The organism is Duganella qianjiadongensis (assembly GCF_009857915.1).
In the GTDB taxonomy this organism is placed as follows: Bacteria; Pseudomonadota; Gammaproteobacteria; order Burkholderiales; family Burkholderiaceae_D; genus Rugamonas; species Rugamonas qianjiadongensis.
Genome location: NZ_WWCM01000010.1, coordinates 122,529 through 145,811, shown reverse-complemented (window position 1 = coordinate 145,811; position 23,283 = coordinate 122,529). Strand labels below are relative to the sequence as shown.

The following is a 23,283-nucleotide window of genomic DNA, read 5'->3' as shown; positions in this document are numbered from 1 at the left end:
TCCGTCACGGGAGTCCGCTTTGAAAACCTATCTGTTGAGTGCCTTGATGCTGGGCTTGCTGGCCGCGGCCGGTGTACAGGCCCAGCCTAAACTGTCCGGCGTCGACCGTGCCGCCGCCGATACCGGTGTGCGGGCGCAGGATGATTTCTTTCATCATGTGAATGGCCGCTGGCTGGAGCAGACAGAGATTCCTGCCGATAAGGCTAGCTGGGGCTCGTTCGAAAAGCTCGATGACGACACCAAGCCGCAGCTGCGCGCCCTGATCGAAGCGGCCGCCAGTGACAGCAGCAAGCAGGCCGGTAGCGACGCCCAGCGCATCGGCGATTTCTACGCCAGCTATATGGATGAAGCCCGTCTCGAACAACTGGGGCTGGCACCGCTGCAGCCCGAACTGGACCGGGTGGCCACCCTGCGCGACAAGGCCCAGCTGCCTGCCCTGTTTGCCCACTACCACCGGCTGGGCGTGACTGCGCCGTTCGGTTTCCTGATCCATCAGGATAACAAGGATTCCACCCGCTACGTGGCCGATATCGCGCAGGACGGCCTGAGCCTGCCGGACCGCGATTACTATCTGAAAAAATCTGACCGCAAGATGGCCGACACGCTGGCCAAATACCAGCAGCACGTGAGCCGCATGCTGGCGCTGGCGGGCAGCACCCAGCCTGATGCCGAAGCGCGCACCATCGTTGCGCTGGAGACGGCGCTGGCAAAATTGCAGTGGGATAAGGTCGCGTTGCGCGATCCGGTCAAAGCCTACAACAAGGTGCCGCTGGCCCAGCTGAACAAGCTGGCGCCCGCTTTCGACTGGACCACGTGGCTGGCCGATACGGGCATAGGCGGCAAAGTCGATTACGTGATCGTGAGCCAGCCCAGCTTCATCAAGGGCGTGAACGGGCTGCTGCAGAGCACCCCGCTGGCCACGTGGCAGGCGTATTTCCGCTGGCAGGTGATCCACGCCCATGCGGCCTATCTGGCGCAGCCGTTTGCGCGCGAGAACTTTGCTTTCTATGGCACGGTGCTGAGCGATGTGAAGGAACAGCAGCCGCGCTGGAAGCGTGCCGTGAATGCTACCGATGGCGCACTGGGCGAAAGTCTGGGCAAGCTGTATGTGGAACAGTACTTCCCGGCCGAGCGCAAGGCGCGCATGGAAGCGCTGGTGCAGAACCTGCTGGCGGCGTTCAGGCAGAGCATCAATACGCTGGACTGGATGGGGCCCGCCACCAAGCAGCAGGCGCAGGACAAGCTGGCCAAGTTCATGGTGAAGATAGGCTATCCCGACAAATGGCGCGACTACTCGGCGCTGACGGTCAAGGCCGATGATCTGGTGGGCAATGTGCAGCGCTCGCATGCCTTCGAATACGCCAAGGAAGTCAGCAAGCTGGGCAAGCCTATCGACCGTGCCGAGTGGGGCATGACGCCGCAGACGGTGAATGCCTATTACAACCCCGAGCTGAACGAAATCGTGTTCCCGGCCGTGATCCTGCAGCCGCCGTTCTTCAATGCGGAGGCAGATGATGCGGTCAACTATGGCGCCATCGGCGCCGTGATCGGCCATGAAATCAGCCATGGCTTCGACGATCAGGGCGCCCAGTACGATGGCGACGGCAATCTGCGCGACTGGTGGACGGCGGCCGACCACAAGAACTTTGCTGCCCGCAGCAAGATGCTGGTGAAACAGTACAGTGCCTTCAGCCCGCTGCCCGGCTACCGCGTCAATGGCGAACTGACGCTGGGCGAAAACATTGCCGACAATTCCGGTGCAGCCATTGCCTACAAGGCTTACCAATTGTCACTGCAAGGCCAGCCTGCTCCAGTGATCGATGGCCTGACGGGCGACCAGCGCTTCTACATGGGCTTTGCCCAGGTATGGCGCAGCAAGACCCGGGAAGCCCAGCAGATCGTGTATCTGAAAGCCGATCCGCATGCGCCGGACCGTTTCCGCGCCAATGGCACGCTGCGTAATCAAGCCGGTTTTTACAACGCTTTTGGGGTAAAACCGGGCGATAAGATGTATCTGGCGCCGAAAGAACGCGTCAATATGTGGTAAGCCTTTATCCGCTGGTGGGCCGTGTGCTATAAAGTTGGTCCGGCCTATCATCGTGTATCGGCCTGTTTGTTCCCCTATCAACAAGGATAAAACGTGAAACGTCATCTCGTAAGTGCCCTGACCCTGAGCCTGATCGCGGGTCTCGCAGGTGCAGCCGACAACGCCAAAAGTGTTGCACCGGCCAGCGCCAAAGTTGCTCCAAAAACCCTGACTTCTGGTATCGCCGTCGAGTACATCGACCCTGCCGTGCGCGTGCAGGACGATATGTTTGCCCACCTGAACGGCAAATGGCTGGCCACCACTGAAATTCCCGCCGATAAATCGAGCTGGGGCAGCTTCGCCAAACTGCGCGATGACATTCAGCCGCAACTGCGCGCCATCATCGAAAACGCTGCCGCCAACCCGTCGGCCGGTGCCGATGCCCAGCGCATCGGCGATCTGTACGCCAGCTTCATGGATGAAGCCCGTCTGGAGCAGCTGGGTCTGAGCCCGCTGAAAGGCGAGATGGACAAGATTGCTGCGTTCTCGGACAAGAGCCAGCTGCCCGCGCTGATCGCCCACATGGGTGAAATCGGCGTGTCGGCGCCGTTCGGCTTCGGCATCCATCAGGACAACAAGGATTCCACCAAATACGTGGTCGATCTGGCTCAGGATGGCCTCGGTCTGCCCGACCGCGACTACTACCTGAAAGCGGACGACGCCAAGCTGGCGGACGCACTGGCCAAGTACGAACAGCACATTGCCAAGATGCTGGCGCTGGCAGGCGACGCTAACAGCGCCGCTACCGCCAAGCAGATCGTGGCGTTCGAAACCGAACTGGCCAAGCTGCAATGGACCAAGGTCGAGCTGCGCGATCCGGTCAAAGCCTATAACAAGGTCGATATCGCCAAGCTGGGCGAAGTGGCACCGGGCTATGACTGGAATGCCTACCTGAAGGCAGCCGGTATTGCCGGTAAAGTGAACTATGTGATCGTGGGCCAGCCTAGCTACCTGAAATCCATGACTGCGCTGGTAGCGTCCACGCCGGTCGATACCCTGAAAGCTTACTTCCAGTGGCATCTGCTGCGCGCCAACGCGCCTTACCTGAGCAAAGCTTTTGTTGATGAGAACTTTGCCTTCTACGGCACGGTGCTGAGCGGCGTCACCGAAATGCGTCCACGCTGGAAGCGCGGCGTATCGACCACGGAAGGCGCGCTGGGCGAATCCGTCGGCAAGCTGTATGTCGAGAAATACTTCCCGGCCGAGCGTAAAGCCCGCATGGAAGCGCTGGTGAAAAACCTGCTGGCGGCCTACAAAACCAGCATCGACAAGCTGGACTGGATGAGTCCGACCACCAAGAAGCAGGCGCAAGCCAAGCTGGCCAAGTTCACCACCAAGATCGGCTACCCTAACCACTGGCGCGATTACTCCAAGCTGGTGATTGCCAAGGATGATCTGGTCGGTAACGTGATGCGTTCGCACCAGTTCGAATACAACAAGGAACTGAACAAGCTGGGCAAACCGATCGACCGCGACGAGTGGGGCATGACGCCGCAGACCGTGAACGCCTACTACAATCCGGAAATGAACGAAATCGTGTTTCCTGCTTCGATACTGCAGGCACCGTTCTTCAATGCGGATGCCGATGATGCCGTCAACTACGGCGCCATCGGCGGCGTGATCGGCCACGAAATCAGCCACGGCTTCGACGATCAGGGCGCGCAGTACGACGGCGACGGCAATCTGCGTGACTGGTGGACGGAAGCCGATCACAAGAACTTCGCTGCCAAGACCAAGATGCTGGTGGAGCAGTACAGCCAGTTCAGCCCGCTGCCCGGCTACAACGTCAACGGCGAGCTGACCCTGGGTGAAAATATTGCCGACAATAGCGGCGTAGCGATAGCCTACAAAGCCTACAAGCTGTCGCTGAAAGGCAAGAAAGCGCCGGTAATCGATGGCCTGACGGGTGACCAGCGCTTCTACATGGGCTTTGCCCAGGTATGGCGCAGCAAGATGCGTGAAGCCCAGCAGATCGTGCAGATCAAGACCGATCCGCACTCGCCCGGTAAATTCCGTGCCAACGGTACCATGCGCAACCAGCCGGGCTTCTACGAGGCCTTCGGCGTGAAACCGGGCGACCAGATGTATCTGGCACCGAAAGACCGCGTCATCATGTGGTAAGCAGGCATACGCCTGATTAGCCAGACCTAAGGGCCGCAGCAATGCGGCCCTTTTTTGTTGTGGGGTACACTAGCGGCTTCACATTCAAGGAAGTTGCCGAACCATGCGTCTGCGCCATGTTATGCCCGTTATGTCTGTTGTGCTGCCCCTGTTGTTGACGGGTTGTGGCGATAGTTTTACGCCGGTGGACCTGTATATGGCGAAAACTGCGGAATGCCGCGACTGGCAGGAAGGCTCGCGCTACAACCTGCCGCGCGGCATCAGCGTTTCGACGTCACCGCCGCAGGTGCAGACCGATGGCAGCACCGAATTCACCTTTGTGTATCTGGTGCCGCGCGGCCAGCGCGCCCTGTTCCTGAGCCGCGAATATCTGGTGACGGCACCCCATGGTCCGGTGCTGGCCAAGGCCGAGCTGGTGAGCTTCTATCAGCGCGCCACCAACTCGCGCGCCGAGATTGTTGATGTGATCCCCAAGGTGCCCGATATGCTGGTGGCCGGCGCGACCGGCGACGAAACCATCTGGCGGGTGCGTCTGCGCGTGAAGGAAAAGCTGCCCGAGCGTTTCGATGTGCAGCCGCCCGCGTTCGAGATCGCCCTGAGCAAGTACCCGATGCGTACCTTTACCTATCGCTATTTTGCCGAGCGCAAAATGCCGGGTCTTTGCAGCTGAGCGCTCCGCCTGGGCACGGGACAAAAAAAACCGGCCATCTGGCCGGTTTTTTCATGTGCGCGTATTGCGCATGTTGAGTACTTATTTGGCTTCGGCAGCTGCCGGAGCTTCCGGTTCCTTGAACTTGGCGCCGGCAGCGTTGCCCATGTAGGCGACAGCGCGGGCGATTTCCACATCGGCCAGCTCAGGATTGCCGCCTTTGGCTGGCATGGCGCGCAGACCTTCGTTAGCGTGCTTGACCAGCGTTTCGAAACCTTGAGCAATACGTGCGCCCCATGCGCCAGCGTCGCCGAATTTAGGCGAACCGGCAGCACCGCTGCCGTGGCAGGCTGCGCAAGTGGAGTTGTAGATGGCTTCGCCCGTTTGCAGCACTTTAGGACCGCTGGCATCTTTCAGCGTGAAACCATTGTCGGCTACCGGTGCCAGACGGGCAGCGACTGCATCCGGTTCCTGGCTGCTCGAACCACGGCCGGTCAGCTTGTCGGTGGTGACATACTGGACCAGCAGGACGATACCGATGATGACTACGGCGAAGAAGCCGATAACAGCAGCGATCAGCTGCTTAGGCGTTTTGATGGCGGATTCGTGTTCGTTATGTGCGTCGCTCATGATTTCCTTAACAGACTGATTTGAGAGTCGGATGGGGGTGAAAAGATCAACCTACAGCCGAGCAAAGGCTCTACTTGATCGGCGATTATAGACTCAAAAATGCCCTCAAGGAAACGAGTACGCACGCAAAACGACACTTTCCATGGACGCAGAACGAATAAAACGGTATCCTACGGCTCACTTCAGAAATCCCCTCCAGCGCGGCTGTAGCTCAGTGGATAGAGTATTGGCCTCCGAAGCCAAGGGTCGTGGGTTCGATCCCCGCCAGCCGCACCATATAATCTCCGTTATTTCAAAGACTTAGCAGAATATCGTGCTGATCGTATCAGCTTGTCGCGTGGTGGCAGATAAGCCGTTTTACCGCCGCAGGACTTTACCTAGGCCGCTAAACGGGGTGCTGCCCTGCAGCATACGATAGATCATTAATGAATTATTTTGCCATCCAGCCAGATTCCGGCCGCAGCGTCAATTTCGGCCGCCAATATTTTGACTTGTGTCAAAAATTTTATCGCTGTGGCGGCCGGTTTGAGAGGCGAGTTTGCTCAGGACTTGCTTGCCCGATTCAGGTAGAGCAGCCCCAGCGTCACGCCGACGAATACCACGGTGGCGCCCAGCATCGACCAGTGGATGCCGACCTTGCTGCCGATCAGGCCGACAAAAATGCCGCTGAACAGGCGCAGGCCGGAGGAGGACATGCCGAATAGACCGAGGACCTTGCCGCGTATCGCGTCCGGCGCTTTCATCTGCACGATGGTCTGGTTCATGCTGCTGAATGACAGTTCGCAGAAGCCCGCCGCAAACAGACAGACCAGCGCCACCACATAGTTGTGCGTCATGGCAAAGCTGCCCAGCGCGACGGCCCACGCCATGGCAAAGCCCATCGCGGCCGTCGGTGTGACGCGGGTGAAGCGCCAACCCGCTTCCAGCGTAATGCCGGCGAATAGCGCCCCGGCCGCATCGGCGGCCAGCAGCATGGAATAGGCCACGCCCGGCGAGATGCCGCCCAGCGCGCTGGCAAAGCCCGGCATCTGCGCCTGATAGCTATTGCCGACAAAGAAGGAGGCCGCGCCCGATAGCAATATCATGACGCCCAGCGTGGGTATCTTTTTCACCGCGACGATGGTCTGCCAGATATCGGCCAGCCCGTTGACGCGGCGCGCCGCCGATTGCTCCAGACGCTTGCCCCGGTGCGGCGCGGGCGCCTTCATCAGCCAGATCAGCAGCGGCAGGTAGAGCGCGGCATTGAGCAGTATGCCGCTGGACGGCCCCAGCGTGGACATGATCAGGCTGCCGACGCCCGGCCCGACCAGCACGCCGAAATAGCGCGCCGTGGAATTGAGCCGCACGGCGCTGGCCAGCTTGTCGACGCCGACGATGTCGTACAGCAGCACCTGACTGGACGTCATCCAGAACACGCCTGCCAGTCCATGCAGCACCAGCAGGATCATGGCTGCGGGAATGGTCAGGGTATCGGTAATGAAGAAGTAGCCCCAGCCCAGCGAGACCAGCGCAAACAGGGCGCCGCCTATCTGTATCAGGCGGCGCGAGTCGAAGCGGTCGTTCAGGGCACCCACGCCGACCGAGAACAGCAGATAGGGCAGCCAGTGCGAGATCACGGCAAAGCCACCGAGCGTGGGCGATTTGAACTTTTCGAATGCTACCCAGTAGCTGATAACGTGTTCGACGTTATCAGCCATCATGGTCAGGACGAAGGTGGCGACAAAGATGGGAAAGCTGGGGATTTTCAGAGCTTCAAAGGCCTGATGCTTGGCTGCCGGAGTGCTGTTCTGGGACATAGGGTCAGTATCGTTGTAAAAAGCAGGGCGCAGGGCCGCTGCCGGCCAGCATGGCGCTGGCCGTGAAAACGAATTATGACCCTAATTCGGCATGGCTGCTGAAGCCGGCTCTGTTCAGGCCAGCAGCTTGAGCAGCGCTGCTGCTGCAGCTTCCGACGAGGCGGGATTCTGGCCCGTCACCAGCAGGCTGTCGGTGACCACATACGATTGCCAGTCGGCGATGCTGGAATACTGGGCACCATGCTGCTTGAGCATGTCTTCGACGAGGAAGGGCACCACATTGCTCAGGCCCACCGCTTCTTCTTCCGTGTTGGTGAAGCCCGTTACCTGCTTGCCGCGCACCAGCGGCGTGCCGTCGGCGGCTTGCACGTGACGCAGCACGCCCGGTGCGTGGCAGACCGCGCCGACCGGCTTGCCTGCCGCCAGCATGGTTTCGATCAGGCGGATCGAAGCACGATCTTCGGCCAGATCCCACAGCGGGCCGTGGCCGCCCGGATAGAACACGGCATCGAAATCACCCGACTGCATATCGGCCAGTCTGGCCGTATTGGCCAGCAGTGCTTGCGCCTGCGGGTCGGCCTTGAAGCGACGGGTGGCTTCCGTCTGCGCTTCCGGTGCGTCGCTTTTCGGGTCCAGCGGCGGCTGGCCGCCCAGCGGCGAGGCCAGCGTGATGCTGGCGCCAGCCGCTTTCAGTACGTAATAGGGGGCGGCAAATTCTTCCAGCCAGAAGCCGGTTTTCTTGCCGGTGTTGCCCAGCTGGTCGTGCGAAGTCAGTACCATCAGAATGTTCATGTCGTTTCCTTTGCGTTGAGTGTGTAGGGTGAGAACGGCCTGCTGCTTACAGGGCTGCTTGCAGAATGCGGCGGCTGCGCGCGAGGTCGATATCGCGGTGTTCGCCCAGTGCCGTCATGCCGTGCGCCTGCAGCTGCTGCAGCACGGCTTCTACTGCGTCCTCACCTAGCCCGTAGGCCGAGAGACGGGTAGGGATGCCCAGTTCTTCGAAGAAGCTGCGGGTCTGTGCGATAGCGGCCGTGATGCGCTCGTCTTCGCTGCCCGTGCGGATGTTCCACACACGTGCCGCGTATTGCAGCAGCTTGGCGCGTTTGGCGTCGCGCTGTACGTCCAGCAGGGCGGGCAGTACCAGGGCCAGGGTGCGGGCGTGGTCGATGTCGTACAGCGCCGTCAGCTCGTGGCCTATCATGTGGGTGGCCCAGTCCTGCGGCACACCGGCGCCGATCAGACCGTTCAGCGCCTGGGTGGCGGTCCACATCAGATTGGCGCGGGTGGCGTAATCGTCCGGTGCGGCGATGGCTTGCGGCGCGATCTCGATCAGGGTTTGCAGCAAGCCTTCGGCATAGCGGTCCTGCACGCTGGCCTGCACCGGATAGGTCAGGTACTGCTCGATGGTGTGAACGTAGGCATCGACCAGACCATTGGCCACCTGTTTGGCCGGCAGGGTGAAGGTCTTGCTAGGGTCCAGCACGGAGAACTGCGGGAACAGCAGCGGATGGCGGAACGGCAGCTTGGCCTGAGTGGCTTTACGCGTAACCACGGCGCCGTTATTCATTTCCGAGCCGGTGGCCGGCAGAGTCAGTACCGTGCCTATCGGCAGGGCCTGACGAATATTACTGCCACCCTGTTCGGCGATTTCCCATGGTTCGCCCTGATATAGCGCGGCAGCGGCGACGAACTTGCTGCCGTCGATGACGGAGCCGCCGCCCACGGCCAGCAGGAAGTCCAGCTTTTCGGCCTGCACCAGCCGGACGGCGCGCATCAGGGTTTCGTAGCTGGGATTCGGTTCGATGCCGCCAAATTCGTGCACGCTGCGCTGGCCCAGTGCCTTGCGCACCTCGGCCAGCGTGCCGGTTTTTTCCGCGCTGGCGCCGCCGTACAGTATCAGCACGCGGGCAGTCTCAGGTACCAGCTGGTTGATGCGGCTGACGGTGCCGGTGCCGAATACGATGCGGGTGGGATTATGGAATTCGAAGTTCTTCATGCCTGCTTCCTTTATATTAGACCAGTCGTCTAGTTTGTGTTTCAAAAAAACGCGAGCACTGTGCAGACTCGCGTCAGGTTTTTCTGTTGCCCTATTCAGGCGGTTGCGGGTGCTAACTGCAGTAATTCCAGTGTGCTGAGCCAAGCCGACTGCAGGGCGCTGGGCTCGCGCCGCAGCTTGGTGAGCAGGGCGGCGCCCAGCCACAGCTGGTATAGCGTCTGCGCCATACGGGCCGGGTCGGCGACGCTGGCCAGTGAACCGTCGGCCACGCCCTGTTGTATGGTGCGGGCCAGCCGTTCGATGATGCGGCTGGTGCCATCGCGCAGGGCAGTGCGCATGGGTTCGGACATATCGGCCACTTCGCTGCTCAGTTTGACCACCAGACAGCGGCAGCCGTCGCACTGGTCGCTGGTTTCGACCATCCAGCTGGCCCAGTAGTCCATCAGCGCCTGCGCAGCGGTTTTGCCGGTCTGATCCAGCAGGCTATCCATTTCGATGCGGTACTGCTGCACGTAATCGGCCAGCATGGCCTCGCCGAACAATTCTTTGGACTTGAAGTAGTGATAGAACGAGCCTTTCGGCACATCCGCCGCCGTTAGGATCTCGTTCAGGCCCACCCCGGCAAAACCTTTGCGCGTGATGATGGCTTTGCCCTGATCGAGTATGTGCTGGCGGACGTCGGTGTATTCGGCTTTCATGGACGCTACTATAACACAATTAGACCAGTCGTCTAGAATATTTTTTCTCACAGTCCGGTGTGCCTGGCCTGAAAAATCAAACGATATGTTGATGCGCATCAAACCTTGGCCTCTTCATCTGGCTGGGTTGCCGGACTTATGATGAGTGCGCCACTTTACCCTCAGGGAGGCACTCTGGCCCGCTGCCTCAGGCGTCGGGCAGGACGGCCTCGATTACCCCAGCAGATAGGAGACACGTTATGCCCAGCTTGCGCTTGCGTAGTACCTCGTCCTGTTTCGGCGCTGTCCTTGCCTTGTTCGCCGCCGGCGAGCCTGTGCTGGCGAGCACACTCAATCAGAATGTTTCCTGGACCATAGACCGGCCCGGTACGGCCACGCTGTACCGGCTGGTGGCCTATGGTGATTCCATCTTTGCCGGCTACCATGGCTCCACCCTCAGCGCGGCCAAATATTCGGCTCCTACGGTGGAGGCCGAATATCTGTCGGCCTTATGGAATGCCAGAATCGAAAGTGTGCGCCGTACCAAGTCGGGCGCGCTGGCGGAGGATGTGTTCAAGAACAAGATCGTGGCCGAGCGCGCTTATATGCAAGCCAGTAACACGCGGGTGGTGGCCTTCGAGATGTGCGGTAATGACGGCTTGCAGGCGCGCGCCAGTTTCAAGCGGCAGAGCGGCAGTTGCGACGATAGCGGCCTGATGGTGGCCGAAAACGCTTGCCGTACCTATGTGGGCGCTGCCATGGATTACATCAACGCCTATGCCTACAGCGGCGTCAAGCTCAAGCTGGTCGCGAATCTGCACTATCCGGGCTATGCAGCCGATAACGTGATGAGTTCCTGTAAAGATCCGGCAACGGGCAGGCCCGTCAACATGCAGGACAAATTCCTGCCTTCGCTGGCACGGATCAATTTTGCCATGTGTGATCTGGCGCGCCGCAAAGGTTTTGTCTGCGTCGACAATTTCGCCCAGTATATGGGGGCGGACTACGACAGCAACGGCGATGGCCGGATCGATGCCGAAGCACTGCGTTATGTGCCCGGTGAAAGCGAAGCCAGCTACGTCACTCGGATCACCCGCACCTTGCGTTCCACCTTGCGCGATGCCAATCGCCACTTCGCCACGCCCAGCAGCAGCTACGACTATATCCAGTCCGATGATACCCATCCCACCTACACGGGTGATACCGTCAATGCCGGCCTGTTTGGCAGTACCAGTGGCGCCGGTGCACCGCGCTACTACACCGTGGTCTACGGCAAGAATCCCGTGTGGAACCAGTATGGTCACGAACGCATGGGCTGGGCCGGCTCGGCCTTTCATCCGGGAACGCCATGATGGCTGGCCGGGCGCGTCTGGTCTATCTGTTACTGGCAGGCGCGCTGGTGGCGGGCAGCGTGCTGCTGGTACTGTGGGACCGCCAGCCCGGCGCCGGAGCAGCAGCCAGCGTTGCGCTGCCCGCTGTCCATTCGCCAGTCCGGTCTGCCGTGCAGCCATCCTTACGGCTGGCGGCATCGGCGCCAGCAAGGCCAGCGGCGCAGATGCGGCCAGCGCCGCTTGAGGGTGACGCCGACCCCACGCGCGATCTGAAGAGTTACGTCATGCGTGGCCAGACACCTACCATGGCCGAGGTCATCGCCGGGCTGCATGAACGCGGCGTGTACTCGGGGCTGGGCGCGTTCCAGCCGCCGGGCACGCGCCCGCCCCTCAGAGGGCTGGCCGTGCCGGAAGATTTCGAGCTGCCCCCCGGTTATATGCGCCACTATCAGGCAACTGACGATGGGCAGCGTATCGAAGCGCTGCTGATGTTTGTGCCTGGCTGGCAACTCTATGACGAACAGCAACGGCCCATAGCCATGCCGGAGGACGGGGTAGTGCCGCCGGAACTGGCGCCAGCGGGCCTGCCGCTACGGCAGATCAGCATACCGCCGCCATCGGCCGGAGATAAATGAGCATGCCGTCGCTGCGCACGGTGACCTTGGCTAGCCTAGCGCTGCTGGCCAGCGCTGTTCTGGCAGGCTGCTATGCACGTGGCGGCGCGGGCTGGCCGCTGGGATTCTGCATGCTGGTGCCATGGTTGCTGGCCCTGCAGCAGTGCCGCCACTGGAGCACGGTGCTCGGCTATGCCTGCCTGATGGCACTGGCCTACACGGTCGCCGTATTTGCCTGGCTCGGTTATGCGCTGGGACAGTACACGGGCATGGGCGAGGCTGGCGGGCTAGCGTGTCTGATGCTGGCCGCCCCGCTGTTCCAGCCCCAGTTTCTGGTCTTTGCGCTGGCCCGCCACGTGGTGATGCGGCGGGCTGGCGCCACGGCCGCTGCGCTGGTGGCGCCCGCCGCGTGGGTGGCCACGGAATGGCTGTTGCCCAGGCTGCTGGACGATACGCCCGGTTATGGCCTGTATCCCTCGCCGCTGCTGCGTCAGGGCGCGGCTGTCGGTGGTGCGGCTGGCCTGACCTTGCTGCTGTTGCTGGCCAATGAGGGCTGGGCCGCCGTGCTGCGCGCCCGCCACCAGCGCTGGCGGGCGCAGGTAGCACCCTTGCTGCTGGCCGTTACGGGGCCGCTGCTGCTGGCCGCTTACGGCGCGCTGGCCGGGCCGGCGGCGCCTGCCGCGACAGCAAAGCCGGTGCGGCTGGCGCTGGTGCAGGCCAATATCACGGACTATGAAGGCTTGCGCCGGCAGCAGGGTACGGCCGCCGTGGTGCGTCAGGTGCTCGACACCCATTTCGTCATGAGCCGTGCGGCTGTGCAGCAGCACCATGCGCAGGCACTGGTCTGGTCGGAAACCATCTATCCGACCACGCTGGGGCATCCCAAGAGTAGTGCGGGCGCCGCGCTGGACGAGGAAATTCTGGCGGCGGTGGCGGACCTGGGCGTGCCGCTGCTGCTGGGAACCTATGATCGCGACAGTGCTGGTGAATACAACGCGGCGGCACTGCTGCAGCCCGATACTGGCGTACAAGGCTACTACCGCAAGACGCGTTTGTTCCCGCTGACGGAATACGTGCCCGCCTGGCTCGATGGCGCGCTCGTACGACGCTGGCTGCCCTGGACTGGCAGCTGGCAGGCGGGCAATGGCGCGCGGGTGTTTCCCCTCAAGCTAGGCGATGGCCGCGAGATCGTATTCCAGCCGCTGATCTGTCTTGACGATGTCGATACGACGCTGGCGCTGGAGGGCGCGCGGCTGGGGGCGCAGCTCATCGTGAGCATGTCCAACGATGCATGGTTCACGGCCTATCCTGAGGGTGCACGCCTGCATCAGACGGTAGCCGCATTTCGCAGCATAGAAACGGGTTTGCCGCAGGTGCGCGTGACGACCAATGGCTACAGCGCCGCCTTCGATGCGGGGGGGGCCATGCTGGCCGCCAGCAGCATGGGGACGGCGACGCTGGTGGTGGCCGACGTAGTGCCGGGCGGGATGGCAGTGACCCCGCTGGTGCGCTGGGGTAACTGGGTGGGACCGGCGGCCTGCATCGTGCTGCTGGCGCTGGTGGTGATGACGTGGCTGCGCGTGGCAGAGCGCGGCCTGCTCACCGCGACCGGGCTGGCGGCCACACCGGTGGCCGCACCGGCGCTACCGCTGCAGCTAGGGCTGCCCCCCTTGCCGCCGGCTGCCAGACTGGCCGTGGTGCTGCTACGCGCCGTTGCGGGGGCCAGCGTGCTGGCGCTGGGGCTGGCCTTGTGGCGCGATCCCCCTTTGCGCAGCAATACCCTGGCCCAGCTGCGCTTTCTGGCGGCAGGCTATCTGTTGCCTCAGGCTGCTGCGTGGTGCGTGCTCCGGGCGTATCCGGGCCGGCTTTGCGTTGCCGTACCGGCTCATGGTGGCGGCCTGCTCGGACGCTGCTACCGGGCCCGCCTGCGGCTGCGCCGGCGGATCTGGGACCGGCCTTGCTGCAAGCTGGTGCTGCTGCCGCTGGCGCTGGCGCTGGCCGTGCCGGCCTTTATCCTGCACCAGAATATCGTGTTTGGCAGTGCGCTGGGCGAGTACGACAGTCTGGGACTGGCGGCCTACCTGCAGGGGCTGGCTTTGTGGTGGGGCGCCTGGGCCTGCGGCGTGCTGCTGTGCGCGGCCACGCTGCGGCTGGCGATCGAAGTGGCGGCCCTGCTGGTGGCTGCCGCCCGGCCTGATCAGGCCGCTTCGGCGCGCTACTGGCTGGAGCGGGGCGGCGCCCTGCTGCTGTATCTGGGGTTGCCCGCTGCGCTGCTGCTGCGGGTGTACGCGGCCTAGCGCGAGCGCGCTTCTTCGCGCCGCTGCATGACGTAGGCTTTCAGGTCATCGAAAGTGATATCGCCGCGCTGACGGGTGTCGATATGCTCGAAATTGCGGTTGACGAAACTGAGGCCCGCTTTGCTGGCTTCTTCGCGGCTCAGGCTGCCGCTGCCGTCGGTATCGGCCTCATCGAAGCGTTTTTTCAGGCGCTGCATGGCGCGGTAGTGCAGCAGGGCTTTATCCGGACTGCCCTTGTACGGCAGCACTTCGCTCAGGCTGACAGGATTGCTGGCCGGCGCCACAGGCTGGGCCAGAGACAGGCTGGTGACGCAGACCAGTGCGGCAGCTACGGCGGCGTGGAAAAGCGCTTGCATGAGGTTCCCCTAGAACGCCGCTTAGTCAGCCCGGCGCTTGGCTAATGGCACTACTTTGCAACGATCAGGGGAATTAAGCAACGAAAGACGGTGTTGCGATGCGGCAGTGTTGCTCTGCCGCATCGAATTGCTGAAATCCTGCCATTTCGGCAGAATTGCTGTATTTGCAGGGTTGCCTGGCCAATTTAGCCATTTATTACGGCAACCCTGGACCGCTTTTACTTCGGTATCGAGCCTTCTACGCCTTGCACGTAGAAGTTCATGGTCAGCAAGTCTTTCAGCGGCACCACGGCGCCGGCCGGGTAGCGCACGGCGCCCGACTGGTCCTTGATCGGGCCGGTGAACGGGCTCAGCGTACCGGCCGTCAGTGCCGCTTTCTTCTCTTCGAACAGCTTGGCGGCATCGGCCGGCACCACGGCATTCAGACCCGACATCTTGACCATGCCTTCTTTCATGCCGCCGTGTACCTCAGTAGGTTTCCAGGTACCTGCCAGCACGGCCTTGGCTGCTTCGGTGTAGTAGCCGCCCCAGTAATTGGTGGCCGCCGTCAGGTGGGCTTTAGGCGCGAACTTGGACATGTCCGAGTCCCAGCCGAAGGCGTACACGCCTTTTTCCTGCGCCACTTGCAGGGTGGCCGGCGAGTCGGTGTTCTGCGCCATCACGTCAGCGCCCTGGGCCACCAGGGTTTCGGCCGCCTGGCGTTCTTTCGCCGGGTCGTACCACGAATTGACCCAGATCACCTTGGTTTTGATGGCCGGATTGACGCTTTGCGCGCCCAGCGTGAAGGCGTTGATGTTGCGGATCACTTCAGGCACAGGGAAGGAGGCGATGAAGCCCAGCGTCTTGGTCTTGCTCATTTTGCCGGCGATCACGCCGTTCAGATAAGCGCCTTCGTACAGCCGGGTTTCATAGGTGCCCATGTTTTTGCCCGTCTTGAAGCCGGTGGCATGCAGGAACACCACGCCCGGTGCCGATTTGGCCACCTTCTCGGTCGGGTTCATATAGCCGAACGAGGTGGTGAAAATCAGCTTGTTGCCTTCGGCGACCAGCTTGCGGATCACCCGTTCCGCATCGGCGCCTTCCGGCACGCTTTCCACGAAAGTGGTTTTGACTTTGGCGCCCAGTTCCTTTTCCATGGCCAGACGGCCCTGATCGTGGGCATAGGTCCAGCCGGCGTCGCCCACCGGGCCGACATACACGAAGCCGATTTTCAGCGGTTCGGCAGCAAAGGCGGAAGCAGACAGGCCGATAGCGGCAGCGCAGGCGGTCAGGGCGAGCAGAGTGCGACGTTTCATTATTCGATTTCCTTTTAAAAGTAGCGGTGGGAATTCAGGCTGCCATTAGAAATGGTACTCGGCACGCACCATCGGGGTTTTGGCCGTTGCGCCGGGGTTGTTGGTGTCCGGATTGCCGAACTTGTTTTTCCAGTACTGGTACTCGACACCGACCTTGAAGGTGTTCTTCGGTGCGCCGACGGCGGCGCTCATGTCGTACATGACCTGCATGTCGATATTGGTTTCGCGCGCCGTGTCGCCGCCGAATTCGTTCTTGCCCTTGGTGCCGATGAAGTTGGCATAGCCTTCGAACGCCAGCGGTACACCGGCCACTTCGAACGGAATGCCCCATGCTGCGGTCAGCATGGCGTGGGTTTTGTAGGTGTAGCGCGGGGTCTGCACGTGGCTGAAGGTGTTGTAAGGCGCATTGCTTTCGCGCAGAGCCAGCAGGCTGACATCGAGGAAGCCCGGCACGTCCAGCATCAGGGTAGGGCCCGCCACCAGCATGCGTTTTTTCGAGTTGTAGCCGGCATCGGTTTTGGTGTTGTAGTCAAAACCGGCCGTGGCGCCCACGCCGCGCACGGGGCCGAAGGCCAGATTGCTGCCGCTGATCTTGCCCAGATCCAGCGTGTGGCGGTACACGGCATAGGCTTCGTGCGCGCCATCCTTGGCACCGGCGGACGAGGGATCGGCTTCCGACGACAGCAGGAAATCGACGCTGAAGAAGTTCTTGCCGTATTTGTAACCGGAGACGCTGCTCAGGTTGAAGATGTTCTTGCTGATGTCCTGATTGTTGAACGGCTCGGCGAACTGGGTGCCATAACGGTAGCTGAGCGATGTGTCGCTCCAGTCAGCCGCCTGGGCGGCGCAGGTGCTGCAAACGAGAAGTGCGAGGGCGGTACGGCGGGCAAATTGCGACATCGTGTTACTCCATTCAAGGTCAATTAAAGTTAAAACAATTTATACGGTATGGCTGGATTCTCTTAATCTGTTCTAAAGCAAGTAGTACGCCATCCGCTATAAGTCCATGCGTGCAGATCAATTGCAGCTTGCATGTCAGGTGCTGCTAGCAGCCGGCCAGCGCATCGGCCAGACGGATTTTTTTCTCCTGTGTGCCCAGCCGCAGGCGCGCTTCGATGGCCAGCAGGTGATGTTCGATCAGCTCGGTGGCCTGCTGTACCTTGCCCTGTTCGATCAGGCTGGCCAGATCATCGTGTTCGTCGTTCTCGCACATGCTGGCGCCGGGCGGCTCGTAGAGCGCGATAATCAGCGAACAGCGCGACACCAGCTCCGCCATGTAGCGCTGCAGTACCTGATTGCCGGCCAGCCGGGCCAGCAGCAGATGGAACTCGCCGCCCAGCCGTATCCACGCGGCGCGGTCGCCGCTGCGGCGCGCCTGATCCTCCGCGGCCAGCGCACTGCGGATCTGGCGGATAGACGCATTGGTGGCATTGCGTATCACTAGGGGTATGATCTCGCGTTCGATGGCGCGGCGGGCGGCGAAAATGTCGCGTGCTTCCTGCGGCGTGGGCGACGCGACCACGGCGCCGCGGTTGGGCCGCAGTTCGATAATGTGCTCGTGCGCCAGTCGCAGCAGCGCCTTGCGCACGGTGGTGCGGCTGACCTGATACAGTTCGCAGAAATCGGCTTCGCCCAGATGGGTGCCGGGCGGCAGGCGGTGGCTCATGACGGCATGGATCACGGCGCGATAGATGCGCAGGTCAACGGCCGTGGTGCCGCGTTTGGCGCGGTCTGCAGAACCAGTGGATGGCATTGTGAAATTCTCCGTGAGAGTGTGCTCACGCTGGATAAAGCAGGAACCATGCTAGGCGGATTGTGTACACGTGGGCGTGCTCGGGTAGCCGCTATTGTGTACGAAAGGGTCGGGTTTTGTCCCCATTTCGGGCGTGCTGCACGCTGATGGTGAGGCGAAGTGTCAGATTTGGTGCACACTGGCGGTGATTAAAGGGGGCGGCACTGTGCTAGCTGTGGCACATTACTTGCCTCTGAAAGGATATTCATTTTGTATACGAAAGAGGACGTGCCGATGACCGAGCCGCGCCTGCAATTGCTAGGCATCTCCAAGATTTACCCGTCGGTGGTGGCCAATGCCGGCGTCAACCTGAGCGTCATGCCGGGCGAGATACATGCCGTGCTGGGCGAAAACGGCGCCGGCAAGAGCACCTTGATGAAGATCATTTACGGCGTGACGCGGCCCGACGAAGGCCAGATCATGTGGGAAGGCCGCCAGGTAGACATCAGTTCGCCGCAGGCCGCGCGCAAACTGGGCATAGGCATGGTGTTCCAGCATTTTGCCTTATTTGAAACGTTGACAGTGGCCGAGAACATTGCGCTGGCGCTGGACGATCAAGTCACCCCGGCTGAACTGGCGCCGCGCATCCGCGCCGTGGCCGAACAGTATGGTCTGCCGCTCGATCCGATGCGGCTGGTGCACAGCATGTCGGTGGGCGAGCGCCAGCGGGTGGAAATCGTGCGCTGCCTGCTGCAGTCGCCGCGCCTGCTGATCATGGATGAACCGACGTCGGTGCTCACGCCCGACGCGGTACTGAGCTTGTTCGATTCGCTGCGCCAGCTGGCCGCGCAGGGGGTGAGCATACTGTACATCAGCCACAAGCTCGATGAAATCCAGGCGCTGTGCGACAAGGCCACCGTGCTGCGCGGGGGGCGCGTGTCCGGCACCGCCTATCCCAAACAGGAAAGCGCCAAGTCGCTGGCGGAACTGATGATAGGCCGCGAGCTGCCGGTGTGCGTGCACCAGCCGCGCGAACCGGGCGAGGAACTGCTGACGCTCGAATATCTGAATGTACGCAGTGCCGATCCTTTCGGCACTCACCTGAAAGACATCAGCCTGAAACTGCGCAGCGGCGAGATCGTCGGCATTGCCGGTATTTCCGGCAATGGCCAGCAGGAGCTGCTCCGAGTGATTTCGGGCGAACGCCTGCTGGCCGTCGATGAAGGCACGATCCGTTTCAGCGGCAGCGATGTGGGCGCCCTCGATGCGGCCCGGCGCCGCCAGCTGGGCCTGGGCTTCGTGCCGGAAGAGCGGCTGGGACGCGGCGCCGCGCCCGATATGTCGCTGGCCGATAACGCTTTGCTGACCGGCTATCTGCCCGCTGCGCAGACCGGCATGGTGCGCCATGGCGTGATCCAGCGCGGCGTGGTGCGCGCTTTTGCGCGCAAGGTCATCGAGCGCTTCAAAGTCAAATGCGGCGACGAGCTGTCGGCGGCGACCAGTCTGTCGGGCGGCAATCTGCAGAAGTTCATCGTCGGCCGCGAGATTGCGCTGGCGCCGAAGATGATGGTGTTTGCCCAGCCCACCTGGGGGGTGGACATCGGCGCGGCCATGCTGATCCGCCAGGCCATCATCGATATGCGCGATCAGGGCGTGGCCGTGCTGGTGCTGTCGGAAGAGCTGGACGAACTGTTCATGCTGAGCGACCGCATTGCCGTGCTGGCCGATGGCCGTCTTTCCGCAGCAGTGCCAGCTGCTGCCACCAGTATCAACCAGATCGGCGTTTGGATGAGCGGCGATTTCAGTTCCCAGCAAGGAGTAGCCCACCATGTCCAGGCTTGAACGCCGACCCGAACCTTCGCGCCGCATGATGCTGGCGTCGCCCCTGCTGGCCGCCGTGGCCATGCTGCTGAGCGGCTCCGTGCTGTTCTTCCTGATGGGGCAGCAACCGCTGTATGCCTTCTATGTGTACTTCATCAAACCGTGGACCACGCTGTATGGCGTGGGCGAGCTGCTGCTCAAGGCTACCCCGCTGATCCTGTGCGGCGTGGGGCTGGCGCTGGGCTTCCGTGCCAACGTCAACAACATCGGCGCCGATGGCCAGCTGACCGTGGGGGCCATTGCAGCCGGCGCCGTGGCGCTGTATTTCGACGAAGTGCAGGCCTGGTGGGTACTGCCGCTGATGCTGCTGGCCGGTGCCCTGGGCGGCATGCTGTGGGCTGCCATTCCCGCCCTGCTGCGCACCCGCTTCAATACCAACGAAATTCTGGTCAGCCTGATGCTGGTGTATGTGTCCTATCACTTGCTCAGCTATCTGGTGCACGGCCCCATGCGCGATCCGGCCGGTTTCAATTTCCCCCAGTCGAAAATGTTCAGCGACGCGGCCACCTTGCCGCTGCTGGTGGAAGGCTTGCGTGTCAACGCCGCGTTCATCCTGTCGCTGCTGGCGGCGCTGGGTGCATGGTTCTTCTGCAAGCACAGCTTTGCCGGCTACCGCATGCAGGTCAGCGGCATGGCGCCGGCCGCCGCGCTGTATGCGGGCTTTAGCGAGCCGCGCAATGTCTGGCTGGCCTTTATGGTTAGCGGCGCCCTGTCCGGCATAGCCGGCGTGGGCGAAGTGGCCGGCCCGCTGGGCCAGATGCAGCCATCCGTCTCGGCCGGCTACGGCTTTGCCGCCATCATCGTGGCCTATGTGGGGCGCTTGCATCCGCTCGGTGTGGTGCTGTCGGCCCTGCTGATGTCGCTGCTCTACATCGGCGGCGAAACGGCGCAGATCGAGCTGCAGGTGCCGTCCGCCATTACCGGCATGTTCCAGGGCCTGCTGCTGTTCTACCTGCTGGCCGCCGACCTGTTTATTCACTACCGCTTCAAGCCGCGCATGCGCCGCCTGCCTGTTACCTCCGGAGAGCAAGCCTGATGACTACCGAACTGTTAATTGCTTTCCTTGCCAGCACGGCCGGTGCCGCTACGCCGCTGGTGGTGGCTTCCATGGGCGAACTGGTGACCGAGCGTTCCGGCGTGCTCAATCTGGGCATGGAAGGCATGATGCTGGTGGGTGCCGTGGTGGGCTTCGGCGTCACCCTGAGCACGGGCCAGATGAGTCTGGGCCTGCTGGCGGCTATGCTGGCCGGTATGGCGATGGCGCTGATCTTCGGTTTTCTGGTGCTGACGCTGCAGACCAATCAGGTGGCGACGGGGCTGGCGCTGACGCTGTTCGGCATCGGCCTGTCGGCCTATATGGGGCGCGGGCTGGTGGGGCAGACGGTGGCGCCCATGCCGCATCTGGAGTTTCCCCTGCTGTCGCAGCTGCCGTTTGTGGGTCCGCTGTTATTCCGCTTTGATGGCATGGTGTACGCCTCGCTGGCACTGGCGCTGCTGGTGGCCTATCTGCTGGCGCGTACCCGGCTGGGTCTGCTGATCCGCGCGGTCGGCGAAGCGCCGCAGGCGGCGCACGCGATCGGCTATCCCGTGATCGGGCTGCGCTACGGCACCGTGCTGTTCGGCGGTGCGCTGGCCGGACTGGGCGGCGCCTATCTGTCGCTGGCACTGACGCCGATGTGGGTGGAAGGCATGACGGCCGGGCGCGGCTGGATTGCGCTGGCGCAGGTGGTGTTCGCCACGTGGAAGCCGCGCGGCGTGGTGCTGGGCGCCTACCTGTTCGGTGGCGTGACCGTGCTGCAGTTCCACGGCCAGGGCATGGGGCTGGCCATACCGGCCGAATTCCTCTCCATGCTGCCGTATCTGGCCACCATCGTGGTGCTGATGATTATTTGCCGTAATCCGCAGACAATTCTGCTCAATAAGCCTGTTTCTTTGGGGCAAAACTTCAAACCTGAATGAATTTGTTGCGCCGCAAGCACAGAAACATTGTTGTTTAGAATAATAACGATCGGTATATTTTTTCACTTAACTCGAACTGAAACAATTGGTGATTATCCTGTAGCTGTAGTTCCAGTAATCTGGTTTGCGTGGTTCTTCTGTTTTCTCCGGAAAGGAAGTAGCGATGCGGCTCAATCATCCAGTTACGCAGCACGAGTATGTGATGGAGGATGGCAAGACTATCGTCTCCAGCACTGATTTGCGGGGCAATATCAACTACGCCAATCAGTACTTCATCCATGTCAGTGGTTACACCGAGCAGGAATTACTGGGCGCGCCGCAAAACATTTTGCGTCACCCCGACATGCCGCCCGAAGCGTTTGCCGATATGTGGCAGACCATACAGAGCGGCACGCCGTGGACCGGCATGGTCAAGAACCGCCGCAAGAACGGCGATTTCTACTGGGTGCTGGCCAACGTCACACCGGTGATCGAAGGCGGCAAGCCGGTCGGCTATCTGTCGGTACGTACCAAGCCGGAGCGCGACCAGATCGTGGCGGCGGAAAAACTGTACCGCGAAATTCGCGAAGGCAACCCGCGCAAGTTGCGCATCGTGCATGGCCGTGCCATCCGCAGCTTCTGGTGGACGCGCGCCCGCGAGGCCGTGCGCATGTCGCTCGATAAACAGCTGATCAGTGCCACCACATTGCTGGCGGGCGCCATGCTGCTGCTGACCGGCCTGCTGTTCGCGGCCGATGGCAGCGCGCTGGCCGGCATGCAGCACTGGCTCGGTTCGCTGGCACTGGCGGCAGCGCTGGGCATGCTGTGGCTGGGACGCAGCCTGTACTTCAAGGTGGCCATGCCGCTCAAGCGGGCGACCCATGCGGCCCGCATGATGGCCGGCGGCGATCTGACGTCCATCATCAAGGTGCAGGGCGAAGACGAGATGGCGCAGCTGCTGGCGGCACTGCGCCAGACCAATGTGAATTTGCGCAGCATTATCGGTGACGTGCGCGCCAATTTCGACCAGATTTCCATGGCCACCGATGAAATCGCCGATGGCAATATGGATCTGTCGGGACGCACCGAGTCGCAAGCTTCCAGCCTGCAGGAAACCGCAGCCAGCATGGAGCAGCTCACCTCCACCGTGCAGCAGAGTGCCAGCAATGTGGCTAGCGCCAACCAGCTGGCCGAAAAGGCCGCCGAGGTGGCGGCGCAGGGCGGCGATATCGTGGCGCAGGTGGTGGCCACCATGGATGCCATCAATGCTTCGTCGAGCAAGATCCTCGATATCATCGGCATGATAGACGGCATTGCCTTCCAGACGAATATTCTGGCCCTGAATGCGGCCGTGGAAGCAGCCCGTGCCGGTGAGGAAGGACGCGGCTTTGCCGTGGTGGCGAGCGAAGTGCGCGCACTGGCGCAGCGCTCGGCGGCGGCGGCCAAGGAGATCAAGGAACTGATCAACGCGTCGATCGAGAAAGTCCAGACCGGCGCCCAGCTGACCAATAGCGCCGGGGTCACCATGAACGAAGTGATTGCCGCCGTCAGCCGCGTCACGCAGGTGATGGATGAAATTTCCAACGCGACGCAGGAGCAGAGCGACGGCATCGGTCAGGTCAATCTGGCCGTGATCCAGATCGACGATATCACCCAGCGCAACGCCGCACTGGTGGAAGAAGCGGCGGCAGCGGCCGGCAATCTGGCCTTGCAGACGCGCTGCGTCTCGCAGGCCATCGCCGTGTTCAAGCTCAACTCCGGCCATGGCGCGCGCACTTCGGTGGCAGTGGCCACCCAGACGGCAGCGGAGGAACACCGGGTCCGCTCGGCTGCGGTGGAACAGCGCAAAGTCAAACTGCTGGCCTGAGCCGTCCGTGAACGCGC

Annotated in this window: 19 protein-coding genes and 1 tRNA gene; 11 read left to right on the top strand and 9 right to left on the bottom strand. The window is 62.0% G+C overall.

Annotated elements, in window-relative coordinates:
* Positions 1 to 46: 46 nt before the first annotated feature.
* The 3 genes from GTP27_RS15375 (at position 47) to GTP27_RS15365 (ending at position 4,877) form a co-directional block, all read left to right on the top strand.
* On the top strand, positions 47 to 2,047 hold the full coding sequence (locus tag GTP27_RS15375; protein ID WP_202416832.1) for a M13 family metallopeptidase: 2,001 nt from the start codon (positions 47 to 49) through the stop codon (positions 2,045 to 2,047).
* A 93-nt stretch (positions 2,048 to 2,140) separates the two neighbouring features.
* Complete coding sequence (locus GTP27_RS15370) at positions 2,141 to 4,207, top strand: M13 family metallopeptidase (protein WP_161040051.1); 2,067 nt, start codon at positions 2,141 to 2,143, stop codon at positions 4,205 to 4,207.
* Between the two features lie 196 nt (positions 4,208 to 4,403).
* Positions 4,404 to 4,877 carry a hypothetical protein gene (locus GTP27_RS15365; RefSeq protein ID WP_229633971.1) on the top strand — a complete coding sequence of 158 codons (474 nt, stop codon included), beginning with the start codon at positions 4,404 to 4,406 and terminating at the stop codon, positions 4,875 to 4,877.
* An 81-nt stretch (positions 4,878 to 4,958) separates the two neighbouring features.
* Here GTP27_RS15365 and GTP27_RS15360 read toward each other — a convergent pair whose 3' ends face one another.
* Positions 4,959 to 5,486: a c-type cytochrome gene (locus GTP27_RS15360; protein ID WP_161040049.1), complete on the bottom strand. Its 528-nt coding sequence runs from the start codon at positions 5,484 to 5,486 to the stop codon at positions 4,959 to 4,961.
* A gap of 200 nt (positions 5,487 to 5,686) precedes the next feature.
* Between GTP27_RS15360 and GTP27_RS15355 the strand changes: the two genes are divergently transcribed.
* Positions 5,687 to 5,762 (top strand) — tRNA-Arg (locus GTP27_RS15355).
* Between the two features lie 266 nt (positions 5,763 to 6,028).
* On the opposite strand, the gene GTP27_RS15350 is transcribed toward GTP27_RS15355, so the two are convergent.
* From GTP27_RS15350 to GTP27_RS15335, 4 genes are all read right to left on the bottom strand, one after another.
* Positions 6,029 to 7,282, bottom strand: coding sequence for an MFS transporter (locus GTP27_RS15350; protein WP_161040048.1), 1,254 nt, complete (start codon positions 7,280 to 7,282; stop codon positions 6,029 to 6,031).
* A 114-nt stretch (positions 7,283 to 7,396) separates the two neighbouring features.
* The gene (locus tag GTP27_RS15345; protein WP_161040047.1) at positions 7,397 to 8,074 is read right to left on the bottom strand and encodes a type 1 glutamine amidotransferase domain-containing protein; all 678 of its coding nucleotides are present in this window, start codon (positions 8,072 to 8,074) and stop codon (positions 7,397 to 7,399) included.
* A gap of 46 nt (positions 8,075 to 8,120) precedes the next feature.
* Positions 8,121 to 9,278 (bottom strand): iron-containing alcohol dehydrogenase, encoded by a 1,158-nt coding sequence (locus GTP27_RS15340; protein ID WP_161040046.1) that lies wholly within the window; start codon positions 9,276 to 9,278, stop codon positions 8,121 to 8,123.
* A 95-nt stretch (positions 9,279 to 9,373) separates the two neighbouring features.
* The gene (locus tag GTP27_RS15335; protein WP_161040045.1) at positions 9,374 to 9,976 is read right to left on the bottom strand and encodes a TetR/AcrR family transcriptional regulator; all 603 of its coding nucleotides are present in this window, start codon (positions 9,974 to 9,976) and stop codon (positions 9,374 to 9,376) included.
* Between the two features lie 239 nt (positions 9,977 to 10,215).
* Here GTP27_RS15335 and GTP27_RS15330 point away from each other — a divergent pair, with 239 nt between their 5' ends.
* Genes GTP27_RS15330 through lnt form a run of 3 tightly spaced genes read left to right on the top strand, consistent with a single transcriptional unit; the run spans position 10,216 to position 14,197 of the window.
* On the top strand, positions 10,216 to 11,307 hold the full coding sequence (locus tag GTP27_RS15330; RefSeq protein ID WP_229633969.1) for an SGNH/GDSL hydrolase family protein: 1,092 nt from the start codon (positions 10,216 to 10,218) through the stop codon (positions 11,305 to 11,307).
* A complete protein-coding gene (locus GTP27_RS15325) occupies positions 11,304 to 11,921 on the top strand; it encodes a hypothetical protein (protein WP_161040044.1) in 618 nt (205 codons plus the stop codon). Before GTP27_RS15330 ends, GTP27_RS15325 begins: the two co-directional genes overlap by 4 nt.
* Complete coding sequence (gene lnt, locus GTP27_RS15320; RefSeq protein WP_229633967.1) at positions 11,918 to 14,197, top strand: apolipoprotein N-acyltransferase; 2,280 nt, start codon at positions 11,918 to 11,920, stop codon at positions 14,195 to 14,197. Before GTP27_RS15325 ends, lnt begins: the two co-directional genes overlap by 4 nt.
* On the opposite strand, the gene GTP27_RS15315 is transcribed toward lnt, so the two are convergent.
* The 4 genes from GTP27_RS15315 to GTP27_RS15300 form a co-directional block, all read right to left on the bottom strand.
* The gene (locus tag GTP27_RS15315; protein ID WP_161040043.1) at positions 14,194 to 14,553 is read right to left on the bottom strand and encodes an EF-hand domain-containing protein; all 360 of its coding nucleotides are present in this window, start codon (positions 14,551 to 14,553) and stop codon (positions 14,194 to 14,196) included. The two genes, lnt and GTP27_RS15315, sit on opposite strands and share 4 nt — an antisense overlap.
* A 218-nt stretch (positions 14,554 to 14,771) precedes the next feature.
* Entirely contained in the window at positions 14,772 to 15,851 is a 1,080-nt protein-coding gene (locus GTP27_RS15310) for a BMP family ABC transporter substrate-binding protein (protein ID WP_161040109.1), read from the bottom strand.
* Positions 15,852 to 15,893: 42 nt separating this feature from the next.
* A complete protein-coding gene (locus GTP27_RS15305) occupies positions 15,894 to 16,748 on the bottom strand; it encodes an outer envelope protein (RefSeq protein ID WP_161040042.1) in 855 nt (284 codons plus the stop codon).
* Between the two features lie 145 nt (positions 16,749 to 16,893).
* Entirely contained in the window at positions 16,894 to 17,601 is a 708-nt protein-coding gene (locus GTP27_RS15300; RefSeq protein ID WP_161040041.1) for a GntR family transcriptional regulator, read from the bottom strand.
* Positions 17,602 to 17,874: 273 nt separating this feature from the next.
* On the opposite strand from GTP27_RS15300, the gene GTP27_RS15295 reads away from it, so the two are divergent.
* From GTP27_RS15295 to GTP27_RS15280, 4 genes are all read left to right on the top strand, one after another.
* Positions 17,875 to 19,422, top strand: coding sequence for an ABC transporter ATP-binding protein (locus GTP27_RS15295; protein ID WP_161040108.1), 1,548 nt, complete (start codon positions 17,875 to 17,877; stop codon positions 19,420 to 19,422).
* Positions 19,409 to 20,497: an ABC transporter permease gene (locus GTP27_RS15290; RefSeq protein WP_161040040.1), complete on the top strand. Its 1,089-nt coding sequence runs from the start codon at positions 19,409 to 19,411 to the stop codon at positions 20,495 to 20,497. The genes GTP27_RS15295 and GTP27_RS15290 overlap by 14 nt, the downstream gene beginning before the upstream one ends.
* Positions 20,497 to 21,420 (top strand): ABC transporter permease, encoded by a 924-nt coding sequence (locus GTP27_RS15285; RefSeq protein ID WP_202416811.1) that lies wholly within the window; start codon positions 20,497 to 20,499, stop codon positions 21,418 to 21,420. Before GTP27_RS15290 ends, GTP27_RS15285 begins: the two co-directional genes overlap by 1 nt.
* A 163-nt stretch (positions 21,421 to 21,583) precedes the next feature.
* Positions 21,584 to 23,266 (top strand): methyl-accepting chemotaxis protein, encoded by a 1,683-nt coding sequence (locus GTP27_RS15280; protein ID WP_161040039.1) that lies wholly within the window; start codon positions 21,584 to 21,586, stop codon positions 23,264 to 23,266.
* Positions 23,267 to 23,283: the final 17 nt, after the last annotated feature.